Below are 18,987 nucleotides of genomic sequence, written 5' to 3' on the forward strand. Positions count from 1 at the left end.
GTTTAAAGTGAGGTAATGTAATGGATAATAAAATCGTATATGTCGTATCTGACTCTGTAGGGGAAACGGCTGATTTGGTTGTTCGAGCAGCAATGGGGCAATTCCCGTTTGCTCCTGATATTAGACGTGTACCGTATGTAGAAGATACAGGGACATTAAAAGAAGTGATTTCGATTGCTAAGAGTAATCAAGCACTTATATGTTTTACGTTAGTTAAGCCTGATATGCGCCAGTATTTAGTAACAGAGGCTGCAAAAGAAGGGGTAGAGGCATACGATATTATCGGCCCTCTTATTGATCAAATTGAAGAAATTACGGGGCAAGTGCCGAGATATGAGCCAGGTGTTGTCCGTAGGTTAGATGAAGAATACTTTAAAAAGATTGAAGCGATTGAGTTTGCTGTGAAGTATGATGACGGCAGAGATGCACGAGGTATTTTAAAAGCAGATATCGTGTTGATTGGTGTTTCGCGTACATCAAAAACACCACTTTCCCAATATTTAGCTCATAACAAACGCTTGAAAGTTGCGAATGTACCACTCGTGCCAGAAGTTGACCCACCTGAAGAACTATATCAAGTGGCAAAAGAAAAATGTTTCGGTTTGAAAATTACGCCAGATAAGTTAAATCATATTCGAAAAGAACGATTAAAATCACTTGGATTAAGTGATGGAGCAACATATGCAAATATTAATCGTATTCAAGAAGAAATTGATCACTTTGAGGAAGTAATTAGTAAAATAAATTGCCAAGTAATCGATGTATCGAATAAAGCGATTGAAGAAACAGCAAATATTATTGTGAATGCAGTGCAAAACCAAAAAATGTTTTAGCACATTTACCAAAGGTGAATGTGCTTTTTTCGCTCGTGTGAAATATGATACCTATGGATTTTGTAATAGATTGTAGTGTAATGGTTATACTTATACTCCTTTGTCTTTTAGTATATTCAAGGTGTGAGTTTGTCATCCTGAAATGTAAGATGAAAAAATAAAGGGATATGTAGCGTAGTTGAAGAAAATATATTATAATAAAAAATTGTGATAAAAACCTATATTTTACGTTTAGACTTTAATTTTTCAGAATAAACTAGGGATAGGATTTACGAAAAAGACATGTAATTACGTTAAATCGACAAAATCTATACAAGAAAACGCACATTATGGAAGGATTCACAGAAGGGATGTAGAATACAGAAATATGCAAAACATCAACAACATATTAGTTGGTGTAGATGTATATCCCGTGAAGGCTGAAATTGTGCAAGTTGGAGCGGAATTTCATGTCGGAATTTTGTTTGTCGCATCATATGCTCATCCTTTAAGGAAATAGCAAGGCAATTGGATCATTGTAGATACTGAACAAAATGGAGTTGATTGTTATATGGATCAACATGAAAAAGTTACAGATCTCAAGATCAAACAGTATATGTGGCTTGCTACTCTTCTTGGAAAAAGGTGTATATGTATTGTTTCTAAGAGATACATTTGTAACAGATGAGCAAATGTATACAATTTTATATAGCAAGTATGTATATGCGATTTATGCAGATAAAGGACCTATAGGAAAGGTTCAAAATCGTTTATACAATGTAATCGGCAACACTTTCTAACAAGTTTAGAAAAATATTGTCGAATTATAAAGGAATTTTTTAATTTATATCGAATACAAAATACGACACGGAGATGGAGTTATGGGGAACAGAATTCCCGAAGAAGTTGTTGAACAGATTCGGACATCATCCGATATTGTAGAAGTCATTGGTGAATACGTTCAACTTAGAAAACAGGGGCGTAACTATTTCGGCCTTTGTCCATTTCATGGTGAGAATTCTCCTTCATTCTCTGTTTCATCTGATAAGCAAATTTTTCATTGCTTCGGATGTGGAGAAGGTGGAAATGTATTTTCCTTTCTAATGAAAATGGAAGGACTGGCTTTTACCGAGGCTGTTCAAAAGCTAGGCGAAAGAAATGGAATTGCGGTTGCAGAGTACACATCAGGACAAGGACAACAAGAAGACATATCTGATGACACTGTCATCATGCAACAAGCTCATGAATTATTGAAAAAGTATTATCATCATTTATTAGTAAATACGGAAGAGGGAAATGAAGCACTTTCATATTTATTAAACCGTGGTATTACGAAAGAGATGATTGAGAAGTTTGAAATTGGTTATGCATCACCTGCTTGGGATGCGGCGACGAAAATTTTACAAAAAAGAGGTTTATCGCTGTCTAGTATGGAACAAGCTGGCCTTCTAATAAGAAGTGAGAAGGATGGTAGTCATTACGATCGCTTCCGTGGAAGAGTTATGTTCCCGATCTATACGTTACAAGGTAAGGTGATAGCGTTTAGTGGAAGGGCGTTAGGGGATGACACTCCGAAATATTTAAATAGCCCTGAAACACCGATTTTTCACAAAAGTAAATTGTTGTATAACTTCCACCAAGCAAGACCGTTTATTAGAAAGCGTGGGCAAGTGGTTCTTTTTGAAGGATATGCCGATGTACTAGCTGCGGTAAAAAGTGGTGTGGAAGAAGCTGTTGCGACAATGGGAACAGCTTTAACTGAAGAACAAGCAAAACTTCTGCGACGTAACGTTGAAACTGTTGTTCTTTGCTATGATGGTGATAAAGCAGGGCGAGAAGCGACGATGAAAGCAGGGCAATTATTGCTAAAAGTTGGTTGCCAAGTGAAAGTCACATCCTTGCCAGATAAGCTTGATCCTGATGAATATGTGCAACAATATGGGACTACCGCTTTTGAAAATCTTGTGAAATCAAGTGTGAGTTTTGTTGGTTTTAAAATAAATTATTTGCGTTTAGGGAAAAATTTGCAAGATGAGTCTGGCAAAGAAGAATATGTGAAAAGTGTTTTAAAAGAGTTATCGTTGTTACAAGATGCGATGCAGGCAGAGTCATATTTGAAGTCATTATCGCAAGAATTTTCGTATTCAATGGAAACACTTTTGAATCAATTGCACCAATATCGCAAAGAACAAAAGGTACAGCAAAAACAAATAAAGCAGGTTGCTAAACCGTCTCAAGTCGTTCAAACAAAACCGAAGTTAACAGGTTTTGAAAGAGCGGAAAGAGAAATTATTTACCATATGTTGCAAAGTGCAGAAGTAGCTGTTCGTATGGAATCCCATATAGAAGATTTTCATACAGAAGAACATAAAGGGATTTTATATGAACTATACGCATATTATGAAAAGGGAAATGAACCTTCAGTCGGAACATTTTTAAGTTGGCTCTCTGATGAAAAGTTGAAAAATATTATCACTGATATTTCGACGGATGAATTTATTAATCCAGAATACACAGAAGAAGTGTTGCAAGGCCATTTGGAGACGCTTAGGCGGCATCAGGAAAAACTTGAAAAGATGGAGATCATCTTTAAAGTGAAACAAATGGAAAAAACAGATCCTGTAGAGGCTGCTAAATATTATGTAGCATATTTACAAAATCAAAAAGCGAGAAAATAGCTTTTTTGATAAAGTTTTAGTATAATGAATGTTTGTATCTCGCGTAAGGAGGGGAACAGATGGCTGACAAACCAGCTCGTTCTAAACAAATTGAAACTGAAATGACCCTTGAGCAAGTGAAAGAACAACTCACTGAGCTCGGAAAAAAACGTGGCGTTCTTACATATGAAGAGATTGCAGAACGCATGAATGGATTTGAAATTGAATCCGATCAAATGGATGAATACTATGAATATTTAGGTGAACAAGGCATTGACTTAGTTGGTGATAATGACAACGAAGAAGGCCCTAATAATCGCCAAATTTCAAAAACAGAAGAAGAGTTTGACCTCAATGATTTAAGTGTACCACCAGGGGTTAAAATCAACGATCCTGTTCGTATGTATTTAAAAGAAATTGGTCGTGTAGACTTACTATCTGCAGAAGAAGAAATTCGACTTGCAACGCGTATTGAAGAAGGCGATGAAGAAGCGAAACGTCGTCTTGCAGAAGCAAACTTACGTCTTGTAGTAAGTATTGCAAAGCGCTATGTAGGCCGTGGTATGCTTTTCTTAGACTTAATTCAAGAAGGTAATATGGGTCTAATTAAAGCTGTTGAAAAGTTCGATTATCGTAAAGGTTTCAAATTTAGTACGTATGCAACTTGGTGGATTCGCCAAGCTATTACACGTGCCATTGCAGACCAAGCGCGAACAATTCGTATTCCAGTCCATATGGTTGAAACGATTAACAAGTTAATTCGTGTACAACGCCAATTATTACAAGATTTAGGTCGTGAACCGTCTCCTGAAGAGATTGGTGAAGAAATGGATCTTGCTCCAGAAAAAGTACGTGAAATCTTAAAAATTGCACAGGAGCCAGTTTCTCTTGAAACACCAATTGGTGAAGAAGATGACTCCCATTTAGGTGACTTTATTGAAGACCAAGAAGCAACATCGCCTGCGGACCATGCAGCCTATGAATTGCTAAAAGAACAATTAGAAGATGTGTTAGATACGCTAACAGATCGTGAAGAAAATGTTCTACGTCTTCGTTTCGGTTTAGATGATGGACGAACTCGTACGCTTGAAGAAGTTGGGAAAGTATTTGGCGTAACGAGAGAGCGTATCCGTCAAATTGAAGCAAAAGCACTTCGCAAATTAAGACATCCAAGCCGTAGTAAGCGTCTTAAGGATTTCTTAGAATAGGTTATTTTTTAAGTTTACTTCACCATTGTGAAGTAAACTTTTTTATTTTGTTAATTTTTGTTAAAATTTAGCTATCGGCAACGATTACAATTTCTTGTAATTTATTTTACAGAATTGTCTTTTGATTTGCAAATGCTCATTTTTCGATTTTTCGATTAATTTTGTTTATTCTATACAAAAATATATGTAGAAAAGCGAAAAATATGATGAGAAACGTTAATAATTATCGAAATAATAAGCGATATGACAATAAAAAACAATAAACTGAATTTATGGAATATTTTTAACAAGTGGTAGTTTACTCTTTTCTGATAGAGCGTTTTCAAGTACAATGGAAATGACTGAATCATCTAACTATTTAGGGGTATAGAGGGGGGAGAAGAGATATGAAACGTAATCCGCTGATTCCGTTCGCTCTTATTGCAGCATTGGGTATTATCGTTATGTTTGTATTTTCATTTCAGGGGCTAAATAAATCTAAAGAGTTAGCTGATGCAAAAAATGGCGGGAAGCCAGCACAAACGGCATCAAAACCAGAAGATATTGTGAAGCAAAGCTGTACGAGCTGCCATGGTGATCAGTTACAAGGGGCAGTTGGACCTAACTTGCAAAAAATTGGTGGGAAACTTTCAAAGGATGAAATTAAAGAAATTCTTTCGAAAGGAAAAGGCAATATGCCTGCCAATATAGTTCCAGCTGATCAAGCCGCTAAAGTAGCTGATTGGTTATCGAAGAAAAAATAAAGTTCCGTATGACAAGCCTTTTGCTTATGCAAAGGGCTTGTTTTTCTATATTTTCTAAAATACGATGAATGATAGAGCAGTGAATTGTTGTTATGGGCTTGCAACAACTACTATAAATTCATTATCATGGAGACAGACTGACAAGAGAAGGAGTAATGGAAATACATGAATGAAGTAAAGCTTTCAAAACGATTAGAAGAAGTTGTACGTGAAATACCAGTAGGATCTACAGTCGCTGATATTGGATCGGATCATGCGTATTTACCGTGTTATACAATTATAAATAATATTGCTACAAAAGCAGTTGCAGGAGAGGTCGTAGATGGACCATTTCGCTCTGCGCAAGCAACTGTAGCTGAAAGTGGTTTACAAGATAAAGTAGATGTGCGTAAAGGGAATGGATTAGCTGTTATCGCACCAGGAGAAGTAGATGTAATTACAGTTGCCGGAATGGGCGGAGCGTTAATTCGTGACATTTTAGAAAGTGGTAAAGAAAAATTAGAAGGTGTAACACGTTTAATTTTACAGCCTAATATTGCAGCGCATCATATTCGTGAATGGTTTATTGAGAATGGTTGGGAGCTTATCCATGAAAAAATCGTAAAAGAAGATGGGAAAATTTACGAAATTTTAGTAGGGGAGCGAGGAAATGTTGCAGCGCCTTACTCTGAAAATAAACAAGCTGAATTGTTTATGGGACCATTTTTAATAACAGAAAAAAGTGAAGCCTTCGTTGAAAAATGGGAAGGAGAATTAAAAAACTTCCAAAATATTTTAAAACAGTTAGAACGTGCAGCTGATTCTGAAGAAACAAAAGCGAAGCGTGGGGAAGTAGAAGCGAAAATGAAAATGATAGGGGAGGTTTTATCATGAGTAAAATTCCAAATGGCCATGAAATTATTTCTTTATTTGAAAGTATGTATCCGAAGCATTTGGCGATGGAAGGAGATAAGATTGGCCTGCAGATTGGAGCGCTTAATAAACCCGTGCGGCACGTATTGATTGCGTTAGATGTAACGGAAGAAGTTGTGGATGAAGCAATTCAATTAGGGGCAAATGTCATTATTGCTCATCATCCTTTAATTTTTAACCCGTTAAAAGCGATTCATACAGATAAGGCGTATGGGAAAATTATTGAAACGTGTATTAAAAATGATATTGCAATCTATGCAGCGCATACAAATGTGGATGTTGCTAAGGGCGGGGTAAATGATTTACTTGCTGAGGCGTTAGGATTGCAAAATACAGAAGTTTTGGCACCGACATATGCAGAAGAAATGAAAAAAGTTGTTGTGTTTGTGCCAGTCACTCATGCAGAAGAAGTAAGGAATGCATTAGGAGACGCAGGTGCTGGTCATATCGGCAATTATAGCCACTGTACGTTTAGTAGCGAGGGTACGGGCGCATTTGTACCTCAAGAGGGGACAAATCCTTATATCGGGGAAACTGGACAGTTAGAACGTGTAGAAGAAGTGCGGATCGAAACGATTATTCCAGCTTCATTACAGCGGAAAGTGATTAAAGCAATGGTAACGGCGCACCCTTATGAAGAAGTAGCATACGATGTGTATCCGCTTGATAATAAAGGTGAAACGTTAGGCCTAGGAAAAATAGGATACTTACAAGAAGAAATGACGCTTGGTCAATTTGCAGAACATGTGAAACAATCATTAGACGTGAAGGGCGCAAGAGTTGTCGGTAAGTTAGACGATAAAGTGCGTAAAGTAGCTGTACTTGGTGGAGATGGTAATAAATATATAAACCAAGCGAAATTTAAAGGAGCAGATGTATATGTAACTGGTGACATGTACTATCATGTTGCTCATGATGCGATGATGCTCGGTTTAAATATAGTTGACCCAGGACATAATGTTGAAAAAGTAATGAAACAAGGTGTACAAAAGCAATTACAAGAAAAAGTGGATGCAAAGAAACTCAATGTACACATTCATGCTTCGCAGTTACATACAGATCCATTTATATTTGTATAAGAAAAATAAAAACCGTTGCTCATGCAAGCAACGGTTTTTATTATTGTTCTTTTTTCACTTTCACGCGAGGTAATATTTTTTGTAACGGTACTTTTCGAACTCTTTCCCATGTAGCGGGATTCATTGGGTTATATTGCTCTAAGAAAGCGATAACTTCTTTCGTAATTGGCGTTGGAGTAGAAGCACCTGCTGTAACAGCTACGTTTTCTACACCTTGTAGCCACTCTAATTGAATTTCGCTTACATCAGCAACTCGATATGCTTTTGTACCCGCGATTTCTTGTGATACTTGTGCTAAGCGATTTGAATTGTTACTTTTCGGATCACCAACAACAATTGTTAAGTCTGCAACATCAGCTTGTTTAGCGACAGCTTCTTGGCGAACTTGAGTTGCTAAACAAATTTCTTTATGGAATTCTGCTGTTGGGAATTTTTTTTGAATGTCCTCCATTAAATGTTGAACATCCCATTGACTCATCGTTGTTTGATTTGTTACTAAAATTTTATCTGTTGGGATTTCTAATGTTTTTAAATCATCGGCTCTTTCGATAAGGTGAACGATGTCAGGTGCAATACCAACTGCGCCTTCTGGCTCTGGATGATTTTTTTTACCGATATAAATGACATGATACCCTTCCGCTTTCTTAGCTTCGATAAGGTCATGCGTCTTGGTAACATCTGGGCAAGTAGCATCGATTGTTGTTAAACCTTTTTCTTTTGCGCGTTGTTTAACTTCTGGAGAAACACCGTGTGCAGTGAAAATAACAGTACCAGAATCAATTTTATCTAAAATTTCTAAGCGACTTGGACCGTCTAATGTGATGATTCCATCTTCTTCAAAAGCGTCTGTAACATGTTTATTGTGAACAATCATACCTAAAATATAAATGGGTCTCGGCAATGATTTATCTAATGCGGCGTTACGTGCAATTACCATTGCATCGACAACACCGTAGCAATAACCACGAGGGGAAATTTTAACAATTTTCATATGAGTAATCCTCTCCTTCTAAACAAGGGATACTTTTGTGCATAGTCTTTTACATTATAAAGGAGGAGTGGATAGAAAACAAAGGATTGTTACACATATAGTTTTGGTTTTGTTGCTGTTTGTTGAACTGGTTCTTTCGGTAACTCTTTTTCTATTACAGGTTCAATCACTATTTTCTTTCGTTTTCGTTTCTTTTTTTGAGGTGCAGGAGGCGGACTTTCTACCTCAACTGGCTCTGTTACATTTTCCGTTTGATTTTCTTCCGTGCTTTTTCCAGAGGTGAGGATTTTAACAATGCTTGGTAGACTACGCATAATAGGACCATACTGTTCGACGACAGGACCTACAGATTGAACGACTTGGGATACTTTTTCGATGTTATTTATCATATTAGTTGGATTCGAAATTAAGTTCGAAAAAAAACTGCCGATGCCACTGCTTGCTGTTGCCGCAGTTGTAGTTGAGCCGCCGCGCGTTTCATTTGATTCATACATTTGAGGCGGTATCATTTGCTCAGGATGTTGCTGCATGTATGGTTGATATTGTGGATGTTGCTGCGGATATTGTTGCTGGTATTGCTGCGGTGGTGGTTGCTGATGCATCATTGGTTGCCCTTCCATTTGTCGGTAAGGTGGAACCATTTGCATAAATGGCTCGGTTGGATCGTGTTTTTTAAAAAGCTTAGCAAGAAAACCTTTCTTTTTTTGTGCCATTGGTGGTAGTTGTGGAATTGGATATGGTGTATAAGGTTGCTGCCCTGGATTCGGATACATTTGCCTTGTAGGGGATTTCGGAAACATGTGAGAAATCCTCCTTTCTTCAGTTAGGTATATACACATACAATATGCAATAAAAGGGAAGAAGGTTAGTTTTTGAAGTGAAAACCTAAACTAAAGATGGATTTTACTTGTAGATTTCGATATAATGTAGACTTGACTGATTTGTGCGCGCAGTAGAAATTTTAGAAAGAAGGTGTAACTTATGACACAACAAACTTTTACACAGTATGATTTTAAACCATTTTTAATAGATGCAGTTCGTGAACTACGCTTTACAGAGCCGACAGGAATTCAGCAGAAAATTTTCCCAGTCGTGAAAAAAGGTGTAAGTGTAATTGGACAATCCCAAACAGGTTCTGGGAAAACACATGCATACTTACTTCCTACATTAAACAGAATTAATGCAAGTCGTGAAGAAGTACAACTTGTTATTACAGCGCCTACTCGTGAGTTAGCACAACAAATTTACGAAGAAATCGTGAAATTAACAAAGTTTTGTGCGGAAGACCAAATGATTACAGCACGTTGTTTAATTGGTGGAACTGATAAACAACGTTCAATTGAGAAATTGAAAAAACAACCTCATATCGTAGTTGGGACACCAGGACGTATTAAAGACTTAGTTGAAGAACAAGCATTATTTGTTCATAAAGCAAATACGATTATTGTCGATGAAGCAGACTTAATGCTTGATATGGGATTCATTCATGATGTAGACAAAATTGCAGCACGCATGCCTAAAAACTTGCAAATGTTAGTTTTCTCTGCAACAATTCCTCAAAAACTAAAACCGTTTCTGAAGAAATATATGGAGAATCCAGAGCATATTCATATCAATCCAAAACAAGTTGCAGCTGGAAACATTGAACACTATTTAGTGCCTTCTAAACATCGTAATAAAATTGATTTAGTGCATAAAATGCTACTTCAATTTAAACCGTATTTAGCAGTTGTTTTCACGAATACGAAAAAGATGGCAGACCAAGTTGCTGATGGATTAATGGAACGTGGCTTAAAAGTTGGACGAATTCACGGGGATTTATCACCACGTGATCGTAAAAAAATGATGAAACAAATTCGTGACCTTGAATTCCAATATATTGTTGCGACTGATTTAGCAGCACGTGGTATTGATATTGAAGGGATTAGCCATGTTATTAACTATGAGCTACCATCAGATTTAGATTTCTTCGTTCACCGCGTTGGAAGAACAGCACGTGCGGGGCATTCTGGTATTGCAGTGACGATTTATGATCCAGCAAACGAAGAAGCGTTAGATAGCTTAGAAAAACAACGTCATATCGAGTTTAAACATGTAGATTTACGTGGAGATGAGTGGGCAGATTTAGGTGAGCGTCGTCGTCGTAAGAGCCGTAAAAAACCAAATGACGAACTTGATGTTATGGCAACGAAAGTTATTAAAAAACCGAAAAAAGTAAAACCAAACTATAAACGTAAACTTGCAACAGAACGTGACAAAGTGAAGAGAAAATATAGCAATAAAAAAAGATAAGGGGTTTCCCTTATCTTTTTTTAATCCCGCTAATTTAAATGAAGAGTATAGTCTGTCTAAATAGTCATATGAATTTGTGTAGTGCGTCTTTTGTGAACAAACAATTCACTACATATTTCTACAAATTATGCTATCATTATATCTATTGTATATTGAAGAGGTGATTGTATGTTAAAGATTGGATCTCATGTTTCCATGAGTGGTAAGAAAATGTTATTAGCAGCAAGTGAAGAGGCTGTTTCATACGGTGCAACAACGTTTATGATTTATACAGGTGCACCGCAAAATACACGAAGAAAACCAATTGAAGAATTGAACATAGAAGCAGGAAGAAAACATATGGAGCTGAACGGAATTGAGGAAATTATCGTCCATGCGCCGTATATTATTAATGTTGGGAATACGACGAAGCCAGAAACATTCCAATTAGGCGTAGACTTTCTTCGCATGGAAATTGAAAGAACATCGGCATTAGGTGTAGCGAAACAAATTGTTCTTCACCCAGGAGCGCACGTTGGTGCTGGAGCAGATGCTGGTATTCAACAAATTATTAAAGGGCTTAATGAAGTATTAACGCCAGAACAGACGGTTAACATTGCGTTAGAGACGATGGCAGGAAAAGGAACAGAATGCGGTCGTAGCTTTGAAGAAATTGCAAAGATTATTGATGGTGTAAAATATAATGAAAAGCTATCTGTATGCTTTGATACGTGTCATACGCACGATGCAGGATATGATATTGTAAATGACTTTGACGGCGTATTAAACGAATTTGATAAGATCGTTGGTATAGATCGTTTACAAGTACTTCATATTAATGATAGTAAAAATGTACGCGGAGCAGGAAAAGACCGTCATGAAAACATTGGATTTGGTCACATTGGGTATAAAGCATTGCATCACATTGTACATCATCCACAGTTAATGCATGTACCAAAAATTCTTGAAACACCGTATGTAGGGGAAGATAAAAAAGATAAGAAGCCACCATACAAATTGGAAATCGAAATGCTGAAAAACGGCACTTTTGATGAAGGGCTTCTTGAAAAAATTAAAGCGCAATAAGGAGGGGGAAATCCCCTCCTTATTTTAGTAGTTGCTGAAATAATGTATTTACTTGTTGGGCAGTGGCAGGGGAAGTTACTTTTGCGATTTGTTTTAAAAGCTCTAGTCGCTCGTTGTTATCGTAAATATTAATATTTTTACCCTTCATAAGTAAAACGATTTGATCAGCTTGTGCGGCTGTAATGGGAACTTCATATTCTTTGCTATATTTTAATAGCTCTTTTGTAGAAATATGATTTAATTTTTTATTAACAATTTGTTTAATGAGGTTCATCTTATTATCCTCCTTCACGCGTTCTTCTATCGAAATATATGAGCATATAGCTTGTACATATTCGTGTGGAGTTTCTTTTTCATGAGGAAAAGAAGCGTATGTTATAATATAAGGACAAAACTACAGAAAAAGAGTAAAGGGAGGACTTATGGAGCAAAAGCAACATCGAAAAGAAAGTGTTATTCATCTCATTTATCGTTTAGTTATGATTATTTTTGGAGCAGCATGCGCGGCGGTAGCAATTGAACTATTTTTAATGCCAAATAAAATTATTGATGGTGGAATTATTGGTATTTCTCTTATATTAGATTATCTTACTCCTAACATTTGGTGGTTAAGTTTTTCTACTTTAGTCGTTGTTCTCAATATCCCATTTATGTATTCCGGTTATAAGCAAATTGGAAAAACATTTATGTTATCTTCGACATTTGGTATTGTAGCGTTAGCTTTCATTGAGTCAACGTTACATGCGGTACCACCATTTACAACAGAACCTATTTTAGCGACAGTGTTTGGTGGTCTTATTTTAGGTCTTGGTGTAGGACTTGTAATTCGTCATGGTGGATCGCTAGATGGAACTGAAATTATGGGGATTTTATTAACGAAGAAATTACCATTCTCTGTTGGTGAATTCGTAATGTTTGTGAACTTATTTATTTTTGCATGGGCAGCATTTGTGTTTGGTGTGGAACAAGCGATGTATTCTGTTATGACGTACTATATCGCATTTAAAACGATCGATACAGTAATTCAAGGGCTAGATGAAACGAAGGCGGTTTTAATTGTATCTGATCAATATGAGGAAGTATCAAACGCGATTTTGCATCGTCTTGGCCGTGGAACTACAAAGCTTGTAGCGAAAGGTGGTTACACGGATAAAGAAAAAGAAGTTATTTATGCAGTTGTAACGCGTCTAGAAGTGACGAAGTTAAAATCAATTGTGCATGAAATTGATGAAAATGCATTTGTTACGATTATGAGCACGCAAGAGACAAATGGTGGTAAGTTTAAATCGGCTATTCACTAAAAAGTTTATAGGAATATTTTTCGGAAGCAGAGAATTTTTCTCTGCTTTTTGTTATAATAGTAAGGTTTCTTGAAAAAATAGATATATTTTAGGCAGATTGGTTTACAACTATAATAAGCTGTACTATAATTCAAATAGATATAAATCGGAATCATTCTGAATTAAAATAGGTGAGATGCTATGAATAATATATTAGAAATTGAAGGTTTAACATTCCGATATGAAGATCGGAATGTGTTAGAAAATATTAATTTGCAAGTTCCGAAGGGAGCTTTTTTAGGTTTAGTGGGACCGAATGGTTCAGGTAAATCAACTTTACTTAAGTGTTTATTAGGTGTTTTAAAGCCAAAAGAAGGAAGCATTCGCGTGTTTGGCGTTGATAGTAAGAAGTTTAAGGAATGGAACAAAGTTGGTTATGTATCCCAAAAGGCAAATAGTTTCAATTCTGGTTTTCCAGCAACTGTTTCTGAAGTTGTGTCAATGGGACTTGTTTCGAAAAAAGGGCTTTTTCGCTTTTTCACAAAAGAGGATAAGAAAAAGGTAGAAAAAGCAATTGCTGATGTAGGGATGAGTGAGTTTCAAGGTCGTAACATTGGAGAGCTTTCTGGTGGACAGCAACAGCGTGTATTTATTGCTCGTGCGCTCGTTAGTGATCCTGAATTGCTTATTTTGGACGAGCCTACTGTTGGAATCGATGTGAAAAATGTGGAAAGTTTTTACGAAATATTAGAGGATTTAAACAAAAGGCTCGGGATCACATTAATTCTTGTTACTCATGATATGGGAGCTGTTACTGAAAAAGTAACACATGTTGCATGCCTAAACCAACATCTACATTTCCATGGAAATGTAGAGAAGTTCCGAGAGTTAGAAGATGCAGAAATGTCCGTCTTATATGGACATCATGTTCATCGTTTAGAACACGAACATGAGCATCACGGGAGGATATAATGATACAAGATTTTTTACAATATGACTTTTTACGTAATTCTTTATACGCTGGTATTTTAATTGGACTTGTTGCACCGCTAATTGGTGTGTTTGTTGTTATTCGTCGTTTATCTCTTATTGCGGATGCATTAAGTCACGTGACGTTATCGGGTATTGCAGCAAGTTTATTACTTGAAAAAACCATTTTTACAGGTGGATTTTTAAACCCCTTATATATGGGGATGATTTTCTCGATTGGTGGAGCGCTACTAATCGAAAAGTTACGAACTGTATATAAGCACTATCAAGAATTAGCAATTCCAATTATCCTTTCGGCAGGGATGGGGGTTGGAGTTATTTTCATTTCACTTGCAAATGGATTTAACACAGACTTATTTAGTTATTTATTTGGTAGTGTCAGTGCTGTAACAAGTACAGATTTAATTATTATTGGGATTGTAGCAATTGTTGTTGTTGCGACAATTATTTTATTATATAAAGAGCTGTTTCTATTATCATTTGATGAGGAATACGCAGTATCAACTGGTTTAAGAGCGAAATGGATTCACTTTATTTTCATTATATTAGTTGCTCTTGTCATTGCAGTATCAATGCGTGTAGTGGGGGTTCTTCTGGTATCATCATTAATGACGTTACCAGTTGCAGCAAGTATTCGTATTGCTAAAGGATTTAAACAAACAATTTTCTTTTCCATTTTATTTGGTGAAATTGCAGTAATTGGTGGAATGTTTGCTTCGTATCAACTTGATCTAGCGCCAGGTGGTACAATTGTTATGATAGCAGTTCTTATTTTAATCGGTGCGATTTTATGGAAGAAGAAAAAAACTGCATAAAGTAGGGATAGGTATGAATCTAACAGAAGCTTTACGCCTAATGAAAGAAAAAGGATACAAACATACTGGAAAAAGAGAAGAGATGCTCAGATTATTTGCAGCACATAATCGTTATTTAACTGCGAAAGACGTTTTAGAGCATATGAAGGACGATTATCCAGGGCTTAGTTTTGATACGATTTATCGTAACTTAACAGTTTTTGCTGAGATTGGTGTTTTAGAACAAACGGAATTAAATGGTGAAAAACATTTTCGTTTTACTTGTTCTATTATGGAACATCATCATCATTTTATTTGTTTGGATTGTGGGGGAACGAAAGAGATTACTTCCTGCCCAATGGATTTTATGAATAAAGATTTTACCGGTTATGAAGTAACGGGTCATAAGTTTGAAATATATGGTCGTTGTCCAAAATGTGCAAAGTAAAAGCTCGTCGGTTATATAACTGACGAGCTTTTTTACGTAGAAAAGAAGGTTGCTCACAAATATTGTGGCAACCTTCTTTTTATTGTTCTTGTGTCTCTTTTTCTTTTTCTTTTTCTCGTTCAGCAGCCATTTCAGCAGCAATTACGTCGATTTCTTTTTTCAGTTCTTCTACCATTATTTCTTCTGGCACTTTACGAACGACTTGCCCTTTACGGAATAATAATCCCTCTCCACGTGCACCGGCAATACCGATATCAGCTTCACGAGCTTCACCAGGGCCATTTACAGCGCAACCAAGTACTGCAACTTTAATTGGTACTTGAAGTGTAGAGATGTATTCTTCCACTTCGTTAGCAATGCTAATTAAATCGATTTCAATACGACCACAAGTTGGACAAGAGATAAGTGTTGCTGCATTAGACGCAAGACCGAATGATTTTAATAATTCGCGAGCAACTTTTACCTCTTCAACTGGATCAGCACTTAATGAAATACGTAGTGTATTTCCGATGCCTTTATTTAAGATTGCTCCAAGACCAGCAGCACTTTTTACAGTTCCGGCAAACAATGTTCCAGATTCTGTAATACCTAAATGTAATGGATAATCAAAAGCACGAGCAGCTTTCTCGTATGCTTCGATTGCTAAGTTAACATCAGAGGCTTTCATAGATACGATAATATCGTGGAAATCTAAGTCCTCTAAAATTTTAATATGATGTAGCGCGCTCTCAACCATACCATCTGCAGTTGGGTACCCGTACTTTTCTAAAATGTGTCGCTCTAATGAACCAGCGTTTACACCGATACGGATTGGAATACCGCGCTCTTTTGCTGCATTTACAACAGCTTCTACTTTATGGCGACGACCAATATTACCTGGATTGATACGTACTTTATCGATGCCACCTTCAATTGCTTTTAAAGCAAGGCGATAATCAAAATGAATATCAGCAACAAGTGGAATGTTGATTTGTTTTTTTATATCAGCAATAGCATCTGCTGCGCGTTCATCTGGAACGGCAACGCGGACGACTTGACAGCCGGCTTCTTCTAAACGCTTGATTTCAGCAACTGTTGCTTCAACATCATGTGTTTTTGTTGTTGTCATACTTTGTATAATTAATTCATTATTACCGCCGATTGTTAAATTACCGACTTTAACTGGACGTGTTTTTGTACGATGAGTCATTTCATTCACGAATAGATCGCTCTCCTTATAAAAGAAGTTTCTTATTTAGTCCCTCATATCAATGATAGTATACGTGATATAGGGCTATAGAAACCGAAGTACTCGGTTTCACTTTTACTATTGTATCAGCGCCTTTATGTAATTGACAAGGATTAAGTGATAGCTTATTGATATAACGGGAATTTATAAGACTTTCCAATTTGTATTTTTGTAGCAGAGGTACTTTTGTTTAATTGTTTAAAGTCGTCAATGACTTTTTCTATGGAAGGAATTTTTTTCTTGTTAATTTGTTCTGTAATAGAAAGAACTGTCTCACCAGTTTTTACTTCAATTGTTTTATAAGATACATCCGTTTCTTTTTCTGTTTTGTTCGCTTTATTTTGTTGACTGTCTGTGTTTTCTTTTTTAATTGTTTGAGCAGCAGTTGTTTTTTTATATGAACTTAACATCGGTAAAGTACCGATTTTTATATCGTAATAAAATATATAACCGAGAACAAGCACGAATAGGAATATACCTAATCTCTTCATATTCTTCACTCCTTTGCTAGGAATATATGCTTGTCCAAAAAAAAAATGCCTATTTAGGCATTTTTTTTCGTTCTTATTTTTCTTTCGGTTTTGGAACTTCTTTAATTGTTAAGTACAGAACAATTAAAACAACTGCGATATAGATGAATGTTGATCCAGGTACGACAATCTTGCATGCATCCATAATCATAAAGAAGATTGTTGGAATTGTGTAGCTGTATGCAGTTAGTGTCCAAACTTGTTTATAGGATAGTTTACGTTGACCGCTCATAGCAGAACCGATGAACGCAAGTAAAGTCACGCCTACAAAAGTTATGAATAATTGGAATAGGTACACTAAGAATCCAATAACAAATAATAAAATTGGATAAATATTATCGAATAAAGAAATAAATTCTTGTAGATCTTTTTTCTCAAGAGATGCACCTAACAAATCGTTATAAGAATACGTTTGTGTTTGACCATTTCCCATAGAGACTACTTTATCTTTTAAAACAAATAAACCTGTTTTATTTTGATATTTTTCTAGGTCTGTTGAATTTGGATCAAATACGAAAAGTGTATTTCCTTCTTCTTTTTCAATAGGTTGATCAATATCAGCTTTTAGTTCGCCATTTTCGATTTTAAAATCAGGTAAATCTTTATCGATGACTTGATTTACCATGCCAACACCATCCTGGATAAAACTACCGTACAAAAAAGTTCTTGGAATAGTAGTAATTAAGCAAAGTAGCATAATATACAAAATGGTTTTACCGATTTTTTGAAAACGGAATAGCGCCATATCTTTAGGCGAGTATATGCTTTTTACGAATTGGGTAAATATGGACATAGATTCACTTCCTTTATGTATGTATAAAATCATTGTAACGTAGGAATCTAGAGAATCTCAAGATATATTATATTTACATATAGTGGAGATAACTAAATTTCTTTTATTAACTTTCTTCTTTTAAATAAGAAAAATACAATTGACACTTTTCTTTTCTATATGGTAAATTTATCTTACATTTCTTAAAGAGCATATCCGATAGGAATTCCTTTATTTGATATGTTGTTACATACATAATTGTGGACCCTTAGCTCAGCTGGTTAGAGCAGACGGCTCATAACCGTCCGGTCGTAGGTTCGAGTCCTACAGGGTCCATATCCATTTCGCATGTTTATTATGTTAGCAGGAAGCTTCCTTGTAGAAGGAAGCTTTTTTTACGGAATATATGAGCATTTTAATTGAAAAGAAGTGGGAATTTTGCTACTTTAATGATAGCAAGACAATGTGATTTATTTGTTTGCACCCTATGGCAATTAGGGTAGAATGAAGTTGTATGTCACTTAAGTGGCAATACATAAACTGGGAGGAATATAACAATGGCAAAACACGAATTACCAAATTTACCTTATGCGTATGATGCTTTAGAGCCTCACTTTGACAAAGAAACAATGAACATCCATCATACAAAACATCACAACACGTACATTACAAACTTAAACGCTGCTTTAGAAGGTCATGCAGAATTAGCTGACAAAAGCGTAGAAGAATTAGTTGCAAACTTAAACGAAGTACCAGAAGCAATCCGTACAGCAGTACGTAACAATGGTGGCGGACATGCTAACCATACATTCTTCTGGACAATCCTATCTCCAAACGGCGGAGGACAACCTGTAGGTGAACTTGCAACTGCAATTGAAGCAAAATTCGGTAGCTTCGATGCATTCAAAGAAGAATTCGCAAAAGCTGGCGCAACTCGCTTCGGTTCTGGTTGGGCTTGGTTAGTAGTAAACAATGGTGAGTTAGAAGTAACAAGCACTCCAAACCAAGATTCTCCTTTAACTGAAGGTAAAACTCCAGTTATCGGTTTAGATGTTTGGGAGCATGCTTACTACTTAAACTACCAAAACCGTCGTCCAGACTACATCGGCGCATTCTGGAACGTTGTAGATTGGAACGCTGCTGAAAAACGTTACCAAGAAGCAAAATAATCGTAATAAATATAGAA

General features: G+C 36.2%; 21 protein-coding genes and 1 tRNA gene. 16 read left to right on the forward strand and 6 right to left on the reverse strand.

The genetic code is table 11. The annotated features are described in order from the left end of the window. Positions 1–20: 20 nt before the first annotated feature. The 8 genes from ACTFRM_RS16085 (at position 21) to ACTFRM_RS16120 (ending at position 7,411) form a co-directional block, all read left to right on the forward strand. Entirely contained in the window at positions 21–833 is an 813-nt protein-coding gene (locus ACTFRM_RS16085) for a pyruvate, water dikinase regulatory protein (protein WP_000368944.1), read from the forward strand. Positions 834–1,200: 367 nt separating this feature from the next. Next, positions 1,201–1,332: a hypothetical protein gene (locus ACTFRM_RS16090; RefSeq protein WP_002024806.1), complete on the forward strand. Its 132-nt coding sequence runs from the start codon at positions 1,201–1,203 to the stop codon at positions 1,330–1,332. Positions 1,333–1,393: 61 nt separating this feature from the next. Then, complete coding sequence (locus tag ACTFRM_RS16095; RefSeq protein ID WP_002164428.1) at positions 1,394–1,612, forward strand: hypothetical protein; 219 nt, start codon at positions 1,394–1,396, stop codon at positions 1,610–1,612. An 81-nt stretch (positions 1,613–1,693) separates the two neighbouring features. Beyond that, complete coding sequence (gene dnaG, locus ACTFRM_RS16100; protein ID WP_000528221.1) at positions 1,694–3,490, forward strand: DNA primase; 1,797 nt, start codon at positions 1,694–1,696, stop codon at positions 3,488–3,490. A 59-nt stretch (positions 3,491–3,549) separates the two neighbouring features. Further along, positions 3,550–4,677, forward strand: coding sequence for an RNA polymerase sigma factor RpoD (rpoD, locus tag ACTFRM_RS16105; RefSeq protein WP_000764065.1), 1,128 nt, complete (start codon positions 3,550–3,552; stop codon positions 4,675–4,677). A 386-nt stretch (positions 4,678–5,063) separates the two neighbouring features. After that, the gene (cccA, locus tag ACTFRM_RS16110) at positions 5,064–5,420 is read left to right on the forward strand and encodes a cytochrome c550 (protein WP_000828141.1); all 357 of its coding nucleotides are present in this window, start codon (positions 5,064–5,066) and stop codon (positions 5,418–5,420) included. Between the two features lie 165 nt (positions 5,421–5,585). After that, positions 5,586–6,293, forward strand: a complete 708-nt coding sequence (locus ACTFRM_RS16115; RefSeq protein ID WP_001006542.1) for a tRNA (adenine(22)-N(1))-methyltransferase — start codon at positions 5,586–5,588, stop codon at positions 6,291–6,293. Next, the gene (locus ACTFRM_RS16120) at positions 6,290–7,411 is read left to right on the forward strand and encodes a Nif3-like dinuclear metal center hexameric protein (RefSeq protein ID WP_163093004.1); all 1,122 of its coding nucleotides are present in this window, start codon (positions 6,290–6,292) and stop codon (positions 7,409–7,411) included. The genes ACTFRM_RS16115 and ACTFRM_RS16120 overlap by 4 nt, the downstream gene beginning before the upstream one ends. 40 nt (positions 7,412–7,451) lie before the next feature. Here the strand turns inward: ACTFRM_RS16120 and ACTFRM_RS16125 are convergent, their stop codons facing one another. Further along, complete coding sequence (locus ACTFRM_RS16125; protein WP_000706662.1) at positions 7,452–8,402, reverse strand: 4-hydroxy-3-methylbut-2-enyl diphosphate reductase; 951 nt, start codon at positions 8,400–8,402, stop codon at positions 7,452–7,454. An 89-nt stretch (positions 8,403–8,491) separates the two neighbouring features. After that, positions 8,492–9,202 (reverse strand): VrrA/YqfQ family protein, encoded by a 711-nt coding sequence (vrrA, locus tag ACTFRM_RS16130; RefSeq protein WP_440043456.1) that lies wholly within the window; start codon positions 9,200–9,202, stop codon positions 8,492–8,494. A gap of 181 nt (positions 9,203–9,383) precedes the next feature. On the opposite strand from vrrA, the gene ACTFRM_RS16135 reads away from it, so the two are divergent. Beyond that, complete coding sequence (locus ACTFRM_RS16135; RefSeq protein ID WP_000194017.1) at positions 9,384–10,694, forward strand: DEAD/DEAH box helicase; 1,311 nt, start codon at positions 9,384–9,386, stop codon at positions 10,692–10,694. Between the two features lie 168 nt (positions 10,695–10,862). Beyond that, positions 10,863–11,759, forward strand: coding sequence for a deoxyribonuclease IV (locus ACTFRM_RS16140; protein WP_000912460.1), 897 nt, complete (start codon positions 10,863–10,865; stop codon positions 11,757–11,759). Positions 11,760–11,778: 19 nt separating this feature from the next. Here the strand turns inward: ACTFRM_RS16140 and ACTFRM_RS16145 are convergent, their stop codons facing one another. Continuing rightward, positions 11,779–12,033, reverse strand: coding sequence for a DUF2624 domain-containing protein (locus tag ACTFRM_RS16145; protein WP_001048954.1), 255 nt, complete (start codon positions 12,031–12,033; stop codon positions 11,779–11,781). Positions 12,034–12,181: 148 nt separating this feature from the next. Between ACTFRM_RS16145 and ACTFRM_RS16150 the strand changes: the two genes are divergently transcribed. The 4 genes from ACTFRM_RS16150 to ACTFRM_RS16165 all read left to right on the forward strand — a co-directional run bounded on the left by ACTFRM_RS16150 (position 12,182) and on the right by ACTFRM_RS16165 (position 15,271). Continuing rightward, positions 12,182–13,060 carry a YitT family protein gene (locus tag ACTFRM_RS16150; RefSeq protein ID WP_000435963.1) on the forward strand — a complete coding sequence of 293 codons (879 nt, stop codon included), beginning with the start codon at positions 12,182–12,184 and terminating at the stop codon, positions 13,058–13,060. Positions 13,061–13,240: 180 nt separating this feature from the next. Beyond that, complete coding sequence (locus ACTFRM_RS16155; RefSeq protein WP_001059662.1) at positions 13,241–14,011, forward strand: metal ABC transporter ATP-binding protein; 771 nt, start codon at positions 13,241–13,243, stop codon at positions 14,009–14,011. Further along, complete coding sequence (locus ACTFRM_RS16160; protein WP_000613815.1) at positions 14,011–14,844, forward strand: metal ABC transporter permease; 834 nt, start codon at positions 14,011–14,013, stop codon at positions 14,842–14,844. Before ACTFRM_RS16155 ends, ACTFRM_RS16160 begins: the two co-directional genes overlap by 1 nt. A 13-nt stretch (positions 14,845–14,857) precedes the next feature. Then, entirely contained in the window at positions 14,858–15,271 is a 414-nt protein-coding gene (locus ACTFRM_RS16165) for a Fur family transcriptional regulator (protein WP_001054516.1), read from the forward strand. A 79-nt stretch (positions 15,272–15,350) separates the two neighbouring features. Here ACTFRM_RS16165 and ispG read toward each other — a convergent pair whose 3' ends face one another. The 3 genes from ispG to yqgB form a co-directional block, all read right to left on the reverse strand. Beyond that, on the reverse strand, positions 15,351–16,460 hold the full coding sequence (ispG, locus tag ACTFRM_RS16170) for a flavodoxin-dependent (E)-4-hydroxy-3-methylbut-2-enyl-diphosphate synthase (RefSeq protein ID WP_139848869.1): 1,110 nt from the start codon (positions 16,458–16,460) through the stop codon (positions 15,351–15,353). A 164-nt stretch (positions 16,461–16,624) separates the two neighbouring features. Then, a complete protein-coding gene (gene yqfZ / locus ACTFRM_RS16175; protein WP_000825414.1) occupies positions 16,625–16,990 on the reverse strand; it encodes a protein YqfZ in 366 nt (121 codons plus the stop codon). 73 nt (positions 16,991–17,063) lie between these two features. Further along, the gene (gene yqgB / locus ACTFRM_RS16180) at positions 17,064–17,822 is read right to left on the reverse strand and encodes a protein YqgB (protein WP_000021897.1); all 759 of its coding nucleotides are present in this window, start codon (positions 17,820–17,822) and stop codon (positions 17,064–17,066) included. Between the two features lie 241 nt (positions 17,823–18,063). Between yqgB and ACTFRM_RS16185 the strand changes: the two genes are divergently transcribed. Together ACTFRM_RS16185 and sodA are read left to right on the forward strand one after the other, a co-directional pair. Beyond that, positions 18,064–18,137: transfer RNA gene (locus tag ACTFRM_RS16185), tRNA-Ile, on the forward strand. Between the two features lie 221 nt (positions 18,138–18,358). Continuing rightward, complete coding sequence (gene sodA / locus ACTFRM_RS16190; RefSeq protein WP_001052031.1) at positions 18,359–18,970, forward strand: superoxide dismutase [Mn]; 612 nt, start codon at positions 18,359–18,361, stop codon at positions 18,968–18,970. Positions 18,971–18,987 lie beyond the last annotated feature (17 nt).

Origin of the sequence: Bacillus cereus group sp. MYBK227-1 (assembly GCF_051916325.1) — a bacterium.
Lineage (GTDB): Bacteria > Bacillota > Bacilli > Bacillales > Bacillaceae_G > Bacillus_A > Bacillus_A cereus.